Source organism: Streptomyces sp. NPDC048590 (genome assembly GCF_043199535.1).
Taxonomy (GTDB): Bacteria; Actinomycetota; Actinomycetes; order Streptomycetales; family Streptomycetaceae; genus Streptomyces.
Genome location: NZ_JBICWC010000001.1, coordinates 704,238 through 721,873 on the forward strand (window position 1 = coordinate 704,238; position 17,636 = coordinate 721,873).

Annotated in this window: 14 protein-coding genes; 6 read left to right on the plus strand and 8 right to left on the minus strand. The window is 71.6% G+C overall.

What is annotated here, in order from left to right; translation table 11 throughout:
- Window positions 1-486 precede the first annotated feature (486 nt).
- Window positions 487-1,626 (plus strand): cellulose binding domain-containing protein, encoded by a 1,140-nt coding sequence (locus tag ACGFNN_RS02960; protein WP_393552213.1) that lies wholly within the window; start codon window positions 487-489, stop codon window positions 1,624-1,626.
- 228 nt (window positions 1,627-1,854) lie between these two features.
- Complete coding sequence (locus tag ACGFNN_RS02965; RefSeq protein WP_393552216.1) at window positions 1,855-3,000, plus strand: lytic polysaccharide monooxygenase; 1,146 nt, start codon at window positions 1,855-1,857, stop codon at window positions 2,998-3,000.
- 503 nt (window positions 3,001-3,503) lie between these two features.
- On the opposite strand, the gene ACGFNN_RS02970 is transcribed toward ACGFNN_RS02965, so the two are convergent.
- Both ACGFNN_RS02970 and ACGFNN_RS02975 read right to left on the minus strand, forming a co-directional pair.
- Window positions 3,504-5,630 (minus strand): glycoside hydrolase family 6 protein, encoded by a 2,127-nt coding sequence (locus ACGFNN_RS02970; protein ID WP_393552219.1) that lies wholly within the window; start codon window positions 5,628-5,630, stop codon window positions 3,504-3,506.
- A 184-nt stretch (window positions 5,631-5,814) separates the two neighbouring features.
- Window positions 5,815-7,359, minus strand: a complete 1,545-nt coding sequence (locus tag ACGFNN_RS02975; protein WP_393552222.1) for an endo-1,4-beta-xylanase — start codon at window positions 7,357-7,359, stop codon at window positions 5,815-5,817.
- Window positions 7,360-7,762: 403 nt separating this feature from the next.
- Here ACGFNN_RS02975 and ACGFNN_RS02980 point away from each other — a divergent pair, with 403 nt between their 5' ends.
- Window positions 7,763-9,028, plus strand: coding sequence for an MFS transporter (locus ACGFNN_RS02980; RefSeq protein WP_393552225.1), 1,266 nt, complete (start codon window positions 7,763-7,765; stop codon window positions 9,026-9,028).
- A 116-nt stretch (window positions 9,029-9,144) separates the two neighbouring features.
- Here ACGFNN_RS02980 and ACGFNN_RS02985 read toward each other — a convergent pair whose 3' ends face one another.
- The gene (locus ACGFNN_RS02985; RefSeq protein ID WP_393552228.1) at window positions 9,145-9,942 is read right to left on the minus strand and encodes a VOC family protein; all 798 of its coding nucleotides are present in this window, start codon (window positions 9,940-9,942) and stop codon (window positions 9,145-9,147) included.
- Window positions 9,943-10,064: 122 nt separating this feature from the next.
- The gene (locus ACGFNN_RS02990) at window positions 10,065-11,276 is read right to left on the minus strand and encodes a nitrate/nitrite transporter (RefSeq protein WP_393552231.1); all 1,212 of its coding nucleotides are present in this window, start codon (window positions 11,274-11,276) and stop codon (window positions 10,065-10,067) included.
- 160 nt (window positions 11,277-11,436) lie between these two features.
- On the opposite strand from ACGFNN_RS02990, the gene ACGFNN_RS02995 reads away from it, so the two are divergent.
- On the plus strand, window positions 11,437-11,868 hold the full coding sequence (locus ACGFNN_RS02995) for an Lrp/AsnC family transcriptional regulator (RefSeq protein ID WP_014156425.1): 432 nt from the start codon (window positions 11,437-11,439) through the stop codon (window positions 11,866-11,868).
- Here the strand turns inward: ACGFNN_RS02995 and ACGFNN_RS03000 are convergent.
- The 3 genes from ACGFNN_RS03000 to ACGFNN_RS03010 all read right to left on the minus strand — a co-directional run bounded on the left by ACGFNN_RS03000 (window position 11,846) and on the right by ACGFNN_RS03010 (window position 15,105).
- A complete protein-coding gene (locus ACGFNN_RS03000) occupies window positions 11,846-13,348 on the minus strand; it encodes a GAF domain-containing protein (RefSeq protein WP_393552234.1) in 1,503 nt (500 codons plus the stop codon). The two genes, ACGFNN_RS02995 and ACGFNN_RS03000, sit on opposite strands and share 23 nt — an antisense overlap.
- A 14-nt stretch (window positions 13,349-13,362) precedes the next feature.
- Entirely contained in the window at window positions 13,363-14,400 is a 1,038-nt protein-coding gene (locus tag ACGFNN_RS03005; RefSeq protein ID WP_362544290.1) for a rod shape-determining protein, read from the minus strand.
- Window positions 14,401-14,541: 141 nt separating this feature from the next.
- Window positions 14,542-15,105 (minus strand): hypothetical protein, encoded by a 564-nt coding sequence (locus ACGFNN_RS03010; protein WP_393552237.1) that lies wholly within the window; start codon window positions 15,103-15,105, stop codon window positions 14,542-14,544.
- Window positions 15,106-15,228: 123 nt separating this feature from the next.
- On the opposite strand from ACGFNN_RS03010, the gene ACGFNN_RS03015 reads away from it, so the two are divergent.
- Complete coding sequence (locus ACGFNN_RS03015) at window positions 15,229-15,930, plus strand: hypothetical protein (RefSeq protein ID WP_393552240.1); 702 nt, start codon at window positions 15,229-15,231, stop codon at window positions 15,928-15,930.
- Window positions 15,931-15,933: 3 nt separating this feature from the next.
- On the opposite strand, the gene ACGFNN_RS03020 is transcribed toward ACGFNN_RS03015, so the two are convergent.
- The gene (locus tag ACGFNN_RS03020; RefSeq protein ID WP_393552242.1) at window positions 15,934-16,368 is read right to left on the minus strand and encodes a MarR family winged helix-turn-helix transcriptional regulator; all 435 of its coding nucleotides are present in this window, start codon (window positions 16,366-16,368) and stop codon (window positions 15,934-15,936) included.
- 129 nt (window positions 16,369-16,497) lie between these two features.
- Between ACGFNN_RS03020 and ACGFNN_RS03025 the strand changes: the two genes are divergently transcribed.
- Window positions 16,498-17,520: an NADP-dependent oxidoreductase gene (locus ACGFNN_RS03025; RefSeq protein WP_393552244.1), complete on the plus strand. Its 1,023-nt coding sequence runs from the start codon at window positions 16,498-16,500 to the stop codon at window positions 17,518-17,520.
- The last annotated feature ends 116 nt before the right edge of the window (window positions 17,521-17,636 follow it).

Here is a 17,636-nt window from a genome sequence, read left to right on the forward strand (position 1 = left end):
AGGGCGGTCCTGCCGCGCGCCGGTGCTCGCGCCCGCAGTCTTCACGCACTCCTGACGGGTGGTCGTGGGGCCTGCCGGAGCTCCCGACGGCCGGAGCGGTGTGGGGAGCCCTCTGCCCTGGCGGGCCTTCCGGCCGACTCCCCCGCGCGCGGTCCATCCATGGCCGGGCGCGCGCGGGGCGGGGCCGGACGCTTCGGATCCGGTGCTGTCGACCGCGGCGCGGCGGCCGGGCCGCTCCGCCGGGTGCGGGGGAGCGCTCCCGCCGGCTCGTCCCGGTGGTGCGCGGGTGAATCGCGCGCTTCGCCGACCTGCGCCTTTCGAATCTCTTCGACGGATCCTTGTTCAGAGTGTTGTCATGCGCATTGCCGAACCCTACAGTCGCGGGAACCGGTGAGGTGGGAGCGCTCCCATCGGTGGGGGAGGGAGCGCTCCCGAAACGGCACCTCACGGCCCGTCGGATCCGGTTCCCTCGGAGAGAGGCCCCGCATGCGCTCGTCACCGCACCGCTTCCGCCCCACCCGCGCCCTCGTGGGCGCACTGCTCACCGCCCTGGCCACCGTCGCGGCGCTCCTCGCCGCCACCGCGCCCGCCCAGGCCGACACCACGATCTGCGAACCCTACGGTTCGACCGTGATCCAGGGGCGTTACGTCGTCCAGAACAACCGCTGGGGCACCAGCGCCACCCAGTGCGTCACCGCCACCGACTCCGGCTTCCGGGTCACCCAGGCCGACGGGTCGGTCCCGACCAACGGCGCACCCAAGTCGTATCCCTCGGTCTTCAACGGCTGCCACTACACGAACTGCTCGCCGGGCACCGCGCTGCCCGCGCGCGTCAGCGGCATCTCCTCCGCGCCCAGCAGCATCTCCTACGGCTTCGTGAGCGGTGCCGCGTACAACGCGTCGTACGACATCTGGCTCGACCCGACGCCGCGTACCGACGGCGTCAACCGCACCGAGATCATGATCTGGTTCAACCGTGTGGGGTCGGTGCAGCCCATCGGTTCCCCCGTCGGCACGGCGACCGTCGGCGGGCGGACCTGGGAGGTGTGGACCGGCAGCAACGGTGCCAACGACGTGATCTCCTTCCTCGCCCCGTCGGCCATCGCGAGCTGGAGCTTCGACGTCATGGACTTCGTCGACCAGACGGTGGCCAGGGGCATGGCCGGGAACGACTGGTATCTGACCAGCGTCCAGGCCGGTTTCGAGCCCTGGCAGAACGGTGCCGGACTGTCGGTGAACTCCTTCTCCTCGACGGTGAACACCGGAGGAACGAGCCCCGAGGGCCCCGCCGAACCGGGTGGCCCGGCGGCAGGATGCCAGGTCAGGTACGCCACCAACGTCTGGCAGGACGGCTTCACCGCCGATGTGACGGTGAAGAACGCCGGAACGAGCACCCTCGACGGATGGAAGCTCGGCTTCACCCTTCCGTCCGGCCAGCGGATCACCAACGCCTGGGGCACGACCCTGTCCGGGACCTCCGGTGCCGTGACCGCGGGTCCGGTCGCGCACAACGCACGCATCACGGCCGGCGGGACCCAGACCTTCGGATTCCAGGGCTCCTACGGGGGCACCTTCGCCAGGCCCGCCGGTTTCACCCTCAACGGCACCGCCTGCTCCGTCGGCTGAGTCCCTCCGCCGGTCCCCGTACGGCCGGCGTGCCCGGCCGCTTCCCCCGGGGCCGGCGCCCGTGCCGGTCCCGCCTCGGGGCCCGTCCGCCCCTCCGGGCGTGACGGGCCCGGAGGTGCACCACGGCTCCTTCCCCCGCCGGTACACCCTCCCGCCTGACCGCACCGGTCACGCGGGCCCGATGACTGTCGAGAGACAGAACCGAACCGCATCCGAAACCGGAGACCCATGATGCGAAGCAAGAGACGCCCCCTGTCCTTAATCGCGGTGCTGGCCACCCTGCTCAGCGGGATCGGCCTGGCGCTGATCGGCCAGAACACCGCGCAGGCGCACGGTGTGACGATGACGCCCGGGTCGCGCACCTACCTCTGCTACCTGGACGCCAAGACCAGCACCGGATCCCTCGACCCGACCAACGCGGCCTGCAAGGCGGCACTCGCGGAGAGCGGCGCCAACTCGCTCTACAACTGGTTCGCCGTGCTCGACTCCAACGCCGGTGGACGTAACGTGGGTTACGTCCCCGACGGCAAGCTGTGCAGCGCGGGCGACCGATCCCCGTACAACTTCACCGGATACAACGCCGCCCGCGGCGACTGGCCGCGCACCCACCTCACATCGGGTTCCGCGATCACCGTGAAACACAGCAACTGGGCTGCTCACCCTGGTGACTTCAGGGTGTACATCTCCAAGCCCGGCTACTCACCCACCCAGCCGCTCGGCTGGGGCGACCTGGAGCTCGTCAAGACGGTCACCAACCCGCCGCAGTCCGGCTCGGTGGGGACCGACGCGGGCCACTACTACTGGGACCTGACGCTGCCCTCGGGCCGCTCCGGTGACGCCGTCATGTTCATCCAGTGGGTGCGCTCGGACAGCCAGGAGAACTTCTTCTCCTGCTCCGACATCGTCTTCGACGGCGGAAAGGGCGAGGTCACCGGCATCCGTGGCTCGGGCACCACCCCGACGCCCACCCCGACACCGACCGACCCGACCCCCACTCCCACACCGACTCCCACCCCGACCGACCCGACGCCGACCCCCACCCCCACGCCGACGGACGACCCGCACACCGGGTGCATGGCCACCTACAAGGTGGAGAGTCAGTGGAGCGGCGGCTTCCAGGCCTCCGTGCAGGTCATGAACCACAACACCACCGCGCGCGACGGATGGGCGGTGCGCTGGCAGCCGGGAGCCGGCACCAAGATCAACCAGACCTGGAGCGGCACCCTCACCACCGGCTCGGACGGCGCGGTCACGGTCAGGAACGTCGACTACAACCGGGTCATCCCACCGGACGGCACCACCACCTTCGGCTTCACCGCCACCTCCACCGGGAACAACCTGCCGGTCGGCTCGATCGGCTGCGTCACCCCGTAACACCGTCCTGAAGCGGCGCCGGCTCCCGTACGGGGGCCGGCGCCGTCGCGTGCGGGCGACTCCTGGACACCCGGATCAGCGGAGGTCCCTCCATGGGCGTGCACCGGCGCATGCACACCGTGGCGACCCGGCGGCAGTGTGGGCGCCGAACAGCGCGGCCCACGTGGCTGTTCGACGAGGCTCTTCCGGCTTCACGTCTTCAGTCGCGAGGAGCACCTCCGGTCTGCACCCGCCGTCAGGTCCAGGCTTCCCCACCGCGGCAGCCGCGTGGCTCCCTCGCGTCGCGGTCGCCGCTGCCCCGCCTGATCCGCGCGGGGTGGTGGGGGACAGACGGCCGATCCACCTCGGCCTCGACGAGGGACACGGCCGAGGATCCCGGACCGGAGTCGTCTCGTCGACCGGACGCCACGCGACAGGTCCCGCCCCACCACACGACGAGACCCGGCCCCGCCACAGGGGTGGCGGGGCCGGGTCGTGGTCATCGGCCGATCAGGTCATGCCGGTCAGGGAGCGGTGCCCCAGGAGAGGGTGCCGGCCTGGTAGACGCCGATCTTCGGAGCGTCGGTGAAGCTGGTGCCGGTGGAGCGGCTGTAGTCGTCCGCCTCGGAGAAGTTGGACCAGTCGCCCTTGTGCAGCCGCAGCTGGATGTCGCCGGTCGCCGCGCCCGCCGCGAGGCTGCCGCTGCTGAAGCCGACCTCCAGGTAGTGGCTGGCCCCGGCGGCCGAACCGCCGGACTTCACGGACTGGGTGACGGTGCCGCAGCCGACCATCGCCCAGTCGCAGAAGGTGCCGAAGGAGGAGACGGTGGAGTCCGGGGTGAACCAGTAGCGGAGCTTGACCGTGGAGAGGTCCACGGCGCTGCTGCCGGTGTTCACGAGCTGCAGCGACATCCGGATCGAGTTGTCGGTGAGAGAGGTGTCGGTGGACTTGTACTGGACCTTCAGGGAGCCCGTACCCGTGCCGCCGCCGGCCTCGGTGGTCGCGGAGACCGCGGCCGAGGCCGCCGAGACGTTGCCCGCGGCGTCCTTCGCCCGGACGGTGTAGCTGTACGCGGTCGAGGCGCTCAGGCCCGAGTCGGTGTACGTCGTCGCGGTGGTCGAACCGACCTTGGTGGAGCCGCGGTAGACGTCGTACCCGGTCACCGCGGTGTCGTCGGTGGAGGCGGTCCAGGAGAGCGAGACGCTGCCGCTGCTCTTGGCGGTGACCTTCAGACCGGCCGGCACGCTCGGAGCGGTGGTGTCGTCGTCGCCGCCCGGGTCGCCGCCGCCGTTGATGGGCGGGTAGGCGTTGGCGAGGAGCTCACGGAACTGTGCGGAGAACCAGTGCCCGGCGACAGGGGAGTTGGGCAGCGCGCCGCTCATGCTGTTGCCGTTGCGGCCGTTACCGGTGTACGTGGGGTCGCACATCCGGTCGAAGCCCTTGCCCTCGTCGTTGTCGATGGCCTGGCTGCTGCCGTCCGACTCCCCCGGGGGCTTGGCCCACACGTAGGCGTCGATCCCGGTCTCCGGAGCGATGGTCGGGCGCTCACCGATACCGGCACCGCTCTGGTTGCACCAGTTGCCGGCGTGGATACGGCGGTCCACACGGCCGCCGTTGACGAAGGCGTCGACGCTGGTCGTCGGGCCGGGGCCGGCCGGCCGGTCGTCGCCGCCCCAGCCGTTGCGGGCCGTGTCGATCAGCATGCCGATGTTCGAGTTGAAGCCCTGGCTGACCAGTTCGTTGCGCAGGCCCTGGGCGAAGGTCAGCTCATCGACGTAGTAGTTCCAGTCGACCCACTTCGACTGGCGCACGGTGGTGCCGTTCACGCTGTCGGTGACCTTGAAGTTCGGCTCCTTGAGAGCCGAGTAGTTGGCCGTGTTCACGATGAAGCCCGCGACGTCGTTCACCGTCGCGCCCTCCGACGTGGCCGCCTTCTTGAACATCTGCGCGGCGGGCGTGAAGTTGGAGTCCCAGCCGAGCCAGCCGTGGTGGGCCGCGTCGATGTAGTTGTAGACGTTGGGAATCGCGCCCAGGGTGTGCAGGGCGTACCCGACACCCTTCTCGTAGTTGCCGTTCGCCTTCATCACGGCGCACTCGGGCGTCGAGCCGGCCGTACCACCCGCGTTGGTGACGAGGTTGGGCAGCGAGTCGGGCTCGATGATGGTGACGATCCGCAGTGAGGCGTACGCGGGGTCGGCGAGGATGTCCGCGATCGGATCGATGTACTCGTTCTTGTAGCGGTCGATCTCGGTGGGGCCGAGCTCACCGTTGGAGGCGAGTGCAGCACAGTCACGGCCCGGCAGGTCGTAGATGACGACCTGGAACAGGTTGGCGCCCTGGTCCAGCGCGGTGTCGAGGTGCTCGCGCAGGCTCATGGCCGTCGCGGAGCCCTCGATGGCGGCGATCCGGTCCATCCAGACGAAGGACGGCTCGTCCGCGATCGCGCTGCCGCCCGGCTCGGCAGCCGCCTTGGCGGACCAGTCGGGGTTCACATAGGCGGTCGAACCCACGTAGGGGTTGTCGACGCGCGCGGTGGCTGCTGCCGAGGCGGGTGCGGGAACGGCGACTGCCAGCGCCGCGCCCATGGCGAGGGCGGACAGGGCGGCCACTCTTCCACGCAGCCCACGCAAGGTGCTGCTTCTGCTTCTCATCTGCGGCTCCGTCATTCTTCGGTACGCCTGCGGTGAATGCCCGCAGACGGGTCGGGGGGTGGTGCTGCCGGCCGGGCAGGGGAGGCTCTGTCCGGTGCCGGGTGGTGCTCCCGATGGCGGGTCCGGCGGGGTATGGTGACCCGCCATCGGAAGTGGGTGGGGCCGGGTCCGTCCGGCCCGTCGGTCAGGGCTCGATGCCCCAGATCAGCTCGCCGCCGACGTACACCGCGACCTTCGCCGCGTCGGCGTAGGAGGTGGCGCCGGAGTGGCTGTAGTCGTCCGACTCGTCGAACCTCGACCAGTCCGTCTTGTTGAGGCGCAGCTGGATCTCACCGGTGGATGCGCCCGGGGCCAGGCTGCCGCTGCGGAAGCCCACCTCCAGGTAGTGGTCGGCGCCGGCCGCGGCGGGGTTCCACGCGGCGACCCGGGAGGTGACCGTGGAGCAGCCGAGGGGGGACCAGTCGCACCAAGTGCTGTACGTGGAAGCCCCGTTCTCGCCGGTGAACCAGTACCGCACCGTCACGTCCTGAAGGCTGACCGCGGTGGAGCCCGTGTTCACGAGTTGGAGGCCCGGCTTGATCTGGTTGTCCCCGGTCGCGGAGTCGTTGGTGCGGTACCGCGCCTTGAGCGTCGCACCGTCACCTTCGCCTTCGCCGTCGTCGTCGTCCTCGGCGCCGAGCGCCGTGCGTACGGCGGCGAGGGCGGGCTTGGGGAGGAGGTTCTCGTCGTACAGGTTGGCCGCTCCCTGGCCGGGGAACGTGCTCGGCACCCAGGAGTACTTGTCGGTCCAGTCCCACACGGTGACACCGACGCAGCGCTCCACCGCGAGGCATGCCTCCACCACACGCTGGTAGTAGCTGGACTGAGTGGCCAGCTTCGTCGCGTCCGCGGGCAGTTGCATGCGTACGTCGAGCTCGGTGACGGCCACGTCCAGGCCGAGGTCCGCGAAGCGCTGCATGTTCGCCCGCATCTCGTACGGGAAGCCGTACTGCACGGCCAGGTGCGCCTGCATCCCGACGCCGTCGAGCGGCACGCCCTCCGCGAGGAGTTCGGTGACCAGGGCGTACATGGCGTCGCTCTTCGCGCCGAGCCCCTCGATGTTGTAGTCGTTGAGGTAGAGCTTCGCCTCGGGGTCCGCCGCGTGGGCGGCGCGCAGCGCGGTGGCGATGTAGTCGCTGCCCATGGCGGTGTGGAACGGGCTCGTGCGGTAGGTGCCGTCCTCGTTGAAGGGCTCGTTCACCACGTCCCAGGCCGTCACCGCGCCGCGGTAGTGCGTGGCCACCTCGGTGATGTGGTTGACCATGGCGGGCTCGACCTGCTCCGGTGGGAGCGCTCCTACCCAGCTGGGCAGCTGGCTGTGCCAGACGAGGGTGTGGCCGCGCACGCTCTGGCCGTGCTGCCGGCCGAAGTCGGTGATGACGTCGCCCTTGGCGAACTTGAACTGCCCCTGGACCGGCTCGGTGGTGTCCCACTTCATCGAGTTGCCCGGGGTGATCTGCCCGAACTCCGAGCCGAGGACGGCCGTGTAGGCGGTGTCGGTCAGTTCGGAGTTGTCGGTGGCGGAGCCGAAGTACCTGCCCTGCGCGGAAGCCAGTTCGTGCAGCGTCGCCTCCGGTGACGCCGCGACGGCCGGTCCGCTTAGCAGGGTGGTGCCGAGCGCGAGGGCGCCGACCAGCAGGGCGCTGGGTCCTGCGAGCCGCCCGCCCGAGCGGCGTTTGACCAAGTACATGACGGACGCCTTCCTCTTCCGGGCAGAGCGGAGCCGCGTGGTGAGCGCGGCACCGAGCCCGCAATGCCGTTCCCGTCACCCTGTGTCGGGGTGAGGGTGGTGCTGGGGGATGGTGCGTGCAAGTCTTGTTGTGGGAGCGCTCCCAAGGTGGCCTGGTGATGAGCACCTGTCAATAGTTGCTTCACAGTTCTTTTACGGGTGCGTTACGGAGGCGGGCCGGCGAGTGGCGCGAATGACCCCCCGCGCGGCCAGGAACGCGACCTTCCGGTCTGGTCTCCGGGAGCCGGGACGAACGCTGCCGCCGGGTCGGCCGCCCGCCGCGCCGCCCGGCCGACGGGGGAGGGCGCCGGCCGGCTCGACCGGCCGCCCGGCCCGCTCCTCGACGAGGTCGATACCATCCTCTGTGACCGAAACCGCCAAACAAGATGTACCTCGCACGCGCATACTCGCCGACCTGGCCCCGTTGCGTATCTCCCCCGACTACCGGCGGCTCTGGTTCGGCAACACAGTTTCCTGGATCGGGCAGGGCATGACGGCGCTGGCCGTATCCCTCCAGGTCTACGACCTCACGGGGTCCGCGTTCTCCGTCGGCCTGATAGGTCTCTGCTCGTTCGTCCCGCTGGTGCTTCTCGGCCTCTACAGCGGTGCCGTCGCGGACACCGTCGACCGCCGCAAGCTGGGGCTGATCAGCGCCGGCGGGTCGTTCGTCCTCTCCCTGACCCTGGCGGCGGTGACCTTCGCGGGTGTCCAGCACGTCGGGCTGCTGTACGCGGTCGTCGCCCTCCAGGCCGTCTGCTTCGCGCTGAACTCCCCGGCCCGCAGCTCGATGATCGCCAGGCTCCTTCCGGCCGGCCAACTGCCCGCCGCGAACGCCCTCAACGCCATGACGTCCACCACCGGCGGCCTGGCCGGGCCGATGCTCGGCGGTCTCATCGTCGGCTGGTGGGGCTACAAGGCGGCCTACACCGTCGACGCCGTCACCTTCACGGCCTCCCTGTACGCGATGTGGCGTCTGCCGTCGATGCTGCCCGACCGCGGGGCCGCGAAGGACGCGAAGCGGGCATCCGTCCTGGACGGTCTGCGCTTCCTCGGCACCAGGCCGAATCTGCGGATGACCTTCTTCAGCGACCTCGCCGCCATGGTCCTCGCCCAGCCGCGCGCCCTCTTCCCCGTGGTCGCGGTCCTCTGGTTCGGCGGCGACGCGAAGACCACCGGACTGCTCGTCGCCGCACCCGCCCTCGGGGCCCTGCTCGGCAGCGTGTTCTCGGGATGGCTGGGCCGCGTCCGGCGGCACGGCCTGGCGGTCCTGATCGCCGTCAGCTGCTGGGGCTGCGCCATCGCACTGTTCGGGCTCACCCGACAGCTCTGGCCCGGACTCATCATGCTCGCGCTCGCCGGCTGCGCGGACTCGGTCTCGATGGTCTTCCGCAGCACGATGCTCCAAGCCGCGGTGCCTGACGCCATGCGCGGCCGGTTGCAGGGCGTCTTCATCGTGGTCGTGGCAGGTGGACCGAGGCTCGGGGACCTGCTGGCGGGCTCCGTCGCCGACCTGACCTCACCGGCCGTGGCGGTGACCGGCGGCGGCCTCGCCTGCGTACTGGTGGTCTGCCTGCTGGGCCTGCGCGGGCGCGGCTTCGTCCGGTACGACGCGCGCGACCCGCAGCCCTGACGGCCGCCCCGTCCAGGCCCACCGGTCAGTCCCTGACCGGCCACGCGGCCTTCCGGTAGACGCGGCCGCCCGTCCGCCGGTCGGGCGGCCCCCGGCGGGGGACTCAGGCTGGGGACTCAGGCGATCTCGGTGACCTTCGGGATCTCGCCCCCGGTCGTCGTCCCGTCGATCACCGAGAACGCCGCTCCCTGCGGATCCGTCAGGGAAGCGAACCGACCGTACGGGATGGTCATAGGGCCGAACCTGAGCTCCGCCCCGAGCGAGGTCGCCTTCTCCACCGCCGCGTCGCAGTCCGCCACGGAGAAGTACACGTTCATATGGGCCGGCACCTGGGCGGGGAACTCCGCCCCCATCCTCATCCTGCCGAGCACCGGGTCCGCGCCGAGGTCGTAGAGCGCGAAGTCGACCGCGTCGTCCTCCAGCTGCTTCACCCCGTACCCGAAGACAGCCCCGAAGAAGGCGTCGGCCCGCTCCGGCTCCCGCGTGTAGACCTCGGCCCAGGCGTAGGCGCCGGGCGCCATGCGCTCCTCGAAGCCCTCGTGGCTGCCCGCCTCCCACACCCCGAACGCCGTTCCCCCGGGGTCGGAGGCCAGCACCATCGTCCCGAAGTCCCCGACCCGCATCGGCTCCACCGCCACCTCGCCCCCGCAGGCGTGGATCTTCGCCGCGGTGGCGGCGGCGTCCGGTGACGCGAGGTACAGACACCACGCGTTCGGCGCGTCCTGACCGGGCATGGCCGGGGACAGCGCGGCGACCGCCTTGCCGTCCAGAAGGGCCTGGGTGTAGCCGCCGTACTCGGGCTGCGAGGCGCCGTACGTCCAGCCGAAGAGCTCACCGTAGAAGCGCTTCGCCCCTTCGAGGTCGGCGAACGTACCGTCCGCCCAGCAGGGGGTGCCCTCGGATGCTGCGGCCATGGCGCGGTCCTCTCTTCACTCGGCGGATGGGTCCTGCGGCCACGCTAGCCAGGCAGGGGCCGGGCTGCGTACCGGACACGGCGGGAGTCCTCCCGGATCTCCTGCCCTCGCGTGCGACGGGTTCAGCTGTCCCGCCGGAGGTTCCGCATCCGGCCGTAGGAGTACACGGCGCCCGCCAGGGCCAGGTCGGACAGGAGCATGAACCCGATCGAGTACGAGTCCTTGGCGCTGTAGATCGCGCCCATCACCAGCGGGGGCACGAATCCGCCGAGCCCGCCCATCGCGCCCACGATGCCCGTCACGCTGCCCACCTTGGCCTGCGGGGTCACCTGCGAGACGAGGGCGAAGACACTGCCGCTCGCGGTGCCGAGACCGGCGGCCATGCAGAGCAGCGCGATCGTGCCGACCGGGTCCAGCGACGGGTCGAAGGCCTGGAGGATCGCCATCAGCGCCGCCAGCAGCAGCGCGCCCGCCGTGACCAGAGCAGGGTGGACACGGTCCGACAGCCAGCCGCCGATCGGCCGGAAGACCACCGTGACCAGCGCGAACCCCGCCGCCTTGGTGCCCGCCTCGGTCGGCGACATCTCGTACCAGGTCTTCAGATACGTCGGCAGGTACACGCCGAAGGCGACGATGCCGCCGAAGCCGATCGCGTACAGCGCGGAGAGTTCCCAGGTCACCCGCAGCCGGCCGGCCTGCCCCAGGCGGTGGCCGAGCGAGTCCGTCGGGACGGTGCGCCCGGGATGATCGGTGATCATGACAGCCGCGATCACCGAGTAGACCAGCAGCGCGCCGGCGACGATCCAGAAGGGCAGGGTCTCGCCGTGCTTGGCGATCCGGGGCGTGAAGTAGCCGGACAGCGCGACACCGCCCATGCCCATGCCGAAGACGCCCAGCGCCAGACCGCGCTTCGCCGGCGGGAACCAGGAGTTGACCAGCGGGATGCCGATGGCGAACGTCGTGCCGCCGAGACCGAGCAGGAAGCCGACGGCGAGCATCGCCCCGTAGGAGTTCCTCGCCGGGATCAGCAGCAGCACCGGCAGGATCGTGAGGGCCGAGACGGCCGGGAACATCAGCTTGGCGCCGAACTTGTCGGTCAGTGCGCCCGCCGGGATGCGTCCCAGGGAGCCGACGAGGACCGGCACCGCCACCAGCAGCGACTGCTGGAAGTCGCTCAGGCCGAGCCGCTCCTTGAAGTCGCCGGACAAGGGGGAGATCAGGTTCCACGCCCAGAACGTCAGCGTGAAGCCGATGGTCGCCACGATCAGGTTCCGGTACGCGGCGGCGGACTGCTTCCGGTCCGGGGCCGAGGTGTGCTGCGAGGTAGTCTCCACCCCGCAAGTCAAGAACCCCGCACCGGTCGGGGCACGACGGGCTGGGCCATCCGGGTAGCCCTCCGGACGCCAGATGCCCCATGGCGTGGCGGGGTCCGCGCGGTCCCGAGGGCAGCCGCTCACCCGCCGTTTCCGTCGCCGGGCTGCGACAATCACCGTTATGGACCGGTTGGACCGAGAGATCCTCGGCATTCTCCAGGAGGACGCCCGGATCTCGTACCGCGATCTGGGCGTACGCGTGGGACTCAGCGCCAACGCCGCGGGCGACCGCGTGCGCCGGATGCGCCGGGACGGGGTGATCCGGGGGTTCACGGTGATCGTCGACCCGGCCGCCGACACCCGTTCGGGCCTCGTCGTCTTCATCGACGTCTCGCTGCGCCTGGACACGACGAACGAGGAGTTCGAACGCTCCGTGCTCACCCTGCCCGGCATCACCGAGGTGGTGCATGTGACGGGCGGCCACGACTACCTCGTACGCGCCACCGCCGCGGACCCCGGGTCGCTGGACACCCTGCTGCGCAGGCTCAAGAAGGACGCGGGCGTCGCCCACTCCAACACCCGTATCGCGCTCAGAGCGGCGCCTGCCAGGTGACCGTGGCGGACCGGGAGCCGTCCTCGGCGCGCCCGTCGTCCGCGACCACCAGCCGCACGGCGGTACGCCCGTCCGGCAGCGACACCGTCGCGTCGATCTCGACCTCCACGGCCGAGACCCCGCGGCGCCGGTGTGCGGCCGCCAGCGCCGCACGCAGCGCGTCGAGTAGCTCACCGGCCACGGACGACCGCACCAGCGAGTCCACGGCACCGGTGAACCGCACGGACGGCTGGAAGCCGAGCACCGCCGCCGCGCCCCCGGTCTCGCGCAGGACCCTGCCGCGGAAGGTCGTGGGGGCCTCCGCGGGAGGCTGCCGCAGTGCGAAGATCGCGGTCCTGACCTCCTGGATCGTGGAGTCCAGCTCGTCGACCGCCCTCGTCAGCAGCTCGGCCGTCCGGGCGTCGCCCGCCGGATCCTTGCGGCGGGTCGACTCCAGCATCATCTCCGTCGCGAACAACCGCTGGACGACGAGGTCGTGCAGGTCGCGGGCGATGCGGTCGCGGTCCTCGTAGACCGCGAGCTGCTCCCGGTAGTGCTGGGTGTCGGCCATCACCAGCGCCAGCGCGGCCTGGGAGGCGAACTGGGAGGCGAGCAGCCTGTCGGTCTCGGTGTAGAGGGGCTCACCCCGCCCGCGGGGGAGCGCGAGCGTCCCGATGAGCCGGCCGCCGCTCTTCAGGGGCAGCATCATGCTGGGCCCGAAGCGGGACCGCACGGGGGTCGTCATCCGGGGGTCCGTCGCGGAGTCCTCGATGACCACGTCCTCACCGCCCAGCAGTTGGACCAGGACGGCCGCATCCGGGGCGATGGCCGTACCGACGAGGCCGGCCGGGTCGTCGGGGGTGGACGCCGCGACGATCTCCATCCCGCCCTCGGCCGTGGGCTGGAGGATCACTCCCGCCGCCGCTCCGGCGAGCACCCTGGCCCGCTCGGCGACGGTCGTCAGGGCGTCCGTCGTGCCGGCTCCCGTCAGCAGCGCCCGGGTGATGGCGGACGCGCCCTCGATCCACTGCTCCCGCTGGCGCGCCGCTTCGTAGAGGTGAGCCCCGCCGATCGCGGCGGCCGCCTGCGAGGCGAGCAGCCGCAGCAGCGCCAGATCGGTGTCGGTGAAGCCGCCCGGCTCCCCGGACAGGAGACAGAGGCTGCCGAGCACCTCGGTACGCACCAGGACCGGTGCGCCGAGGAACGAGCGCGCCGCGAGGTCTGCCGGGATCCCGTCGGCGCGCGGACCCGCCGTCAGATCGTCGGCCCGGACGGCACGTCCGCCGTCGACCATGGCACCCAGAACGCCCGTACGTCCGTCCAGGAGCGGGGCGACGGCGCGTCGCTCACCGTCGGTCATGCCGGTGGTGAACAGGTCGGCCACCCGGCGGTCCTCCCCCTGGAGGAGGGCCAGTGCGCCGTGCGGTGCCCCGGCCAGCGCCGCGGCGGTGTCCAGGATGTGCTGGAGGGTGATGCGCAGGTCGGGACCTGTCGCGGACACCGGGGGAGCCGGGGTCAGCCGGCCAGCGGGTCGAGCACCAGGGGCTGGACCTTGCCGTCCAGCATCGCGCCGAGCCCGAGTACGGAGCAGACGTCCGGCCGCTCGGCGATGGTCACCGGCACACCCGTCGCGTCCCGCAGCATCTGGTCGAGCCCCGGAAGCAGGGCGCTGCCGCCGACCATCATGATCCCGGAGTCCGCGATGTCGGCGACCAGGTCGGGCGGGCAGTCCCGCAGTACCTTGCCGAGCCCGTCGAGCACCGCGGTGAGCGGGGTGTGGATGGCCTGGCGTACGGCGGCGGTGTCCACCTGCACGGACCGGGCCAGGCCGGTCGCGACGTCACGGCCGTGGATCTCGGTGACCGCGGGGCCGCTGAGCGTGAGCCCGTTGCCCCGGAGTGCCAGTTGCAGGGGGCGTACCGACTGGCTGGGCAGCATCAGTTCGTGGTGCTGGCGCAGGTGCTGGATGACGGCCTGGTCGATGGCCTCGCCGCCGATCGGGATGCGTACGGCCGTCACGATCGAGCCCAGGGAGAGCACGGCGATCTGGGTGGTGGCGGCCCCGCAGACCATGATCATGGTGGCGGTCGGCTCCTCCACCGGCAGTCCGCAGCCGACCGCCGCCGCGATCAGGGTGTCGACGAGCTCCACCCGCCGGGCGCCGAGCCCCACGAGGGTCTCGACCGCGGCCCGCTGGGCCAGGGGGTCGGCGTCGTGCGGGACACAGGCGGCGGCCCGCAGCCGGGGCTTGCGGCGCAGCTGGCGGCGGAGCTTCTCGCCCAGCAGGTGGCGCAGCATGCGCTGTGCCATGTCGATGTCCACGACGGTCCCGCCGGAGACCGGACGCGCCACCCGGATGTAGCCGGGCGTACGGCCGGTCATCTGCTCGGCGAGGGCGCCGACGGCGATGAGCGAGCCGGTACGCGTGTTCACCGCGGCGACGCTCGGCTCGTCGACGACGAGCCCCACTCCCTTGATGTACACACGGGTCCTCGCGGCCCCGAGATCGACGGCGACATGGCAACGGCGCAACTGTTCGAGACTGACGGTCACGGCAGGTTCTCCCGAGAGGCGCTGACGGGGGGCACCGGCGGCAGCCGGTCTCCTGGCATCGTCCCGCCGTGGCCGGGGCGGCGCGCGCTGGGTGAGCCACCGGGGGGACCCTCAGCTGACGGCGCGACAGATCTCGGGTGGCTACGGCAGCATGCGCTGGAAGAGGCCCCAGGTGAACTCGGCCGCGCACGGCCGGCCGGTGCCCGGGTCGGTGAAGGTGAGTCCCCAGCGGGTCGGCGCGCTGCCCTCCATGGGCCGGGCCGGGGCGAAGGCCCTGGCCACCTCGTCCACCGTGCAGGACCACGGGAGCAGATCGGCCGCCGTGCCCAGTTCCGGGCCCGCCGTCCCGGGGGCGCGGACCAGCCACTCGTTCCACACGGCACCGCCGGGCCCGGCCATCACCTCGAACCGCAGGTCCGGCCAGAGCGGCAGCGGCCACAGCAGCGCGTCGCACTCCAGGTCGCCGACCTTCCGGCGTACGGAGGACTCGGGCTCGCCCAGGACCGAGCGGTAGCGGCGCAGCGCGCCCCGGCCGCCGGGCCCGCGCAGCATGGCCTGCCAGCGGCGGTTCGCCTCCCTCATCTCGGCCAGGGACGCGCTCAGTTCATGGCGGGCCTCCTCGACGAGGTCCGGCTGGTGGTCTGCCATCCGGCGCAGCAGGACGAGCTGGAACTGGAGCGGGCCGAACGGGGCGGGAGGGGTCATGGGGCCCATCCTGCCGCGTGTCACGCGTATCGGGCGGCGCGCCCCGGAGTCCTCGATTCCACACAGGATCCTCACCTGTGCGACTTCCTGTGTCGTTCTCCGCGCGTCTACTCTGCGGGCGCCATGGATTACTGCCACCCGTGCCGACGGCACCTGAACGGGGCGCTGGCCTGCGCCGGCTGCGGGACCCCCGCCGACGCGCTGGTCCCCTATGCCGTCGTCGGATCGACGGGGCTCGACACCGGGTCGGGGAGCGAGACCGTGGAGGTCTCAGGGGGTGCGGGGCACCGCCGCCGCACCCGGGGCTCCACCACCGGGCGGAGCCGTGGCCGCAGGAGGAACGGCCACCGGCGGCGTGGCCGCGCGCTGCTGCTGACCGCTGTCGGTGTGGTGCTGGCGCTGGGGGCGCTGAGCCTCGCGGAGCTCGCCATGGAGCCGGAGGGCGGGAGCGGGGCCGCGGACTACGTGAGCGAGGCCGTGGGGGCCCGGTCCACCCCGCCGGTCCCGCCGAGCCCCGAGTCCGAGCCGCCCGCACCGGTGGAGGCCCCCACGGTCGTCCCGGTCACCGAGGCCCGTCCGTCGGCCACGAAGGCCCCGGCCCGCACCACGGCGCCCGCGCCGCCCCCGCAGTCCTCGGCTCCGGAGGAGGCCGCGCCGCCCGCGCCCACCTCCGCGCCCCCGGAGTCCGCCGCTACCGGCGCTCCGGACGGGCCGAACGGCTCGGGGGAGCCGAGTGAGGAGCCGACGGCACCGGGGCCTTCGGCCGATCCGGAACCCACCCCGTCGCCCTCGCCGACCTGCACATGGTGGATCTTCTGCTTCTGACCGTCAGGAGTCGTCCTCGCCGAGCATCCGGCGCAGCAGGTCCCGCAGTACCGTCCGCTCGGCCTCGGACAGCTCGGCCAGCGGCTCACGGGCGAAGTCCAGGGCGTCCCGGAGCTCCCGGGCCGTCCGTATCCCCTCGTCGGTGGGGGCGGCCAGCTTGACGCGGCGGTCCGCCGGATCGGGGCGGCGCTCCACCAGGCCGCGGAGTTCCAGCCGGTCGACGATTCCGGTGATGTTGGACGGTTCGCACTTGAGTTTCCGGGCAACCTTGCGCATGGGCATCGGTTCCAGCGAGAGCAGCCCCAGCACCCTGGCCTGCGCGCCGGTCAGGGCGTGGGTGGCCGCGGCCCGGTCGTACTCCTCGTGGTAGCGCGCCACGACCCCGCCGATGAGCTGGATGACGTCGAGCGTGAGCGGGTCGGTGCGCGAGGTGGCCATGACGCCCAGACTACCGAATTACTTGACAAGGTGAAATATGTCGACGCATGGTTGTTTCATGTGCTGAAGCTTTTCGGCTTCACGCCACCCGCGACGCCACACCGCACGACATCGAGGAGAACCCGAGCCATGTCTGCAGCTCTTCCCACCACCGGCCGCGAATGGCACCTCGTCGCCAGGCCGCACGGCTGGCCCGAGGCCACGGATTTCGCGCTGCGCGAGGCGCCGGTGACCGCCCCGGGCGAGGGGCGCGTTCTCGTCCGCAACCTCCACTTCTCGGTCGACCCCTACATGCGGGGCCGGATGAACGACGTCAAGTCGTACACCCCGCCCTTCAAGCTCGACGAGCCCATGGCGGGCGGCGCGGTCGGCGAGGTCATCGCCTCGGAGGCGGAGGGCTTCGCCGTGGGCGACCACGTGCTGCACGGCCTCGGATGGCGTGAGTACGCCTCCGTCCCCGCCCAGCACGCGGTCAAGGTCGACGCCTCGCTCGCCCCGCTCTCCGCCTACCTCGGCGTGCTCGGAATGACCGGGCTCACCGCCTACGCGGGCCTGTTCGAGGTCGCCTCCTTCAAGGAGGGCGACGCGGTCTTCGTCTCCGGCGCGGCCGGCGCGGTCGGCAGCCAGGTCGGCCAGATGGCGCGCATCAAGGGCGCCTCCAGGGTCATCGGTTCGGCGGGGTCCGACGAGAAGGTGAAGCTCCTCGTCGAGAAGTACGGCTTCGACGCCGCCTTCAACTACAAGAACGGCCCCGTCCGGGAGCAGCTCGCCGAAGCCGCGCCCGACGGCATCGACGTCTACTTCGACAACGTCGGCGGTGAGCACCTGGAGGCCGCGATCTCCGCGCTCAACGTGCACGGCCGCGCCACCATCTGCGGAATGATCGCCCAGTACAACGCCACGGAGCCCACCCCCGGCCCGCGCAACCTCGCGCTCGTCATCGGCAAGCGGCTGCGTCTGCAGGGCGTGCTCGTGGGCGACCACAACGACCTCCAGCCCCAGTTCGTCCAGGACGTCGCCGGATGGCTCGCCTCCGGTGAGCTCAGCTACGACGAGACGAAGGTCCAGGGCATCGAGCGCGCGTACGACGCGTTCGTCGGCATGCTGCGCGGCGAGAACACCGGCAAGATGATCGTCTCGCTGGACGCCTGAGCTCTGGACGCCTGAGCTTCCGCCGTGTGTGAGGGGCGGGCCCGTTCGCGGACCCGCCCCTCACCGCTGTTCGCGCAGGGCCCCGGGCGGGCCGGGCGCGGTCACCCGTTAGGCTC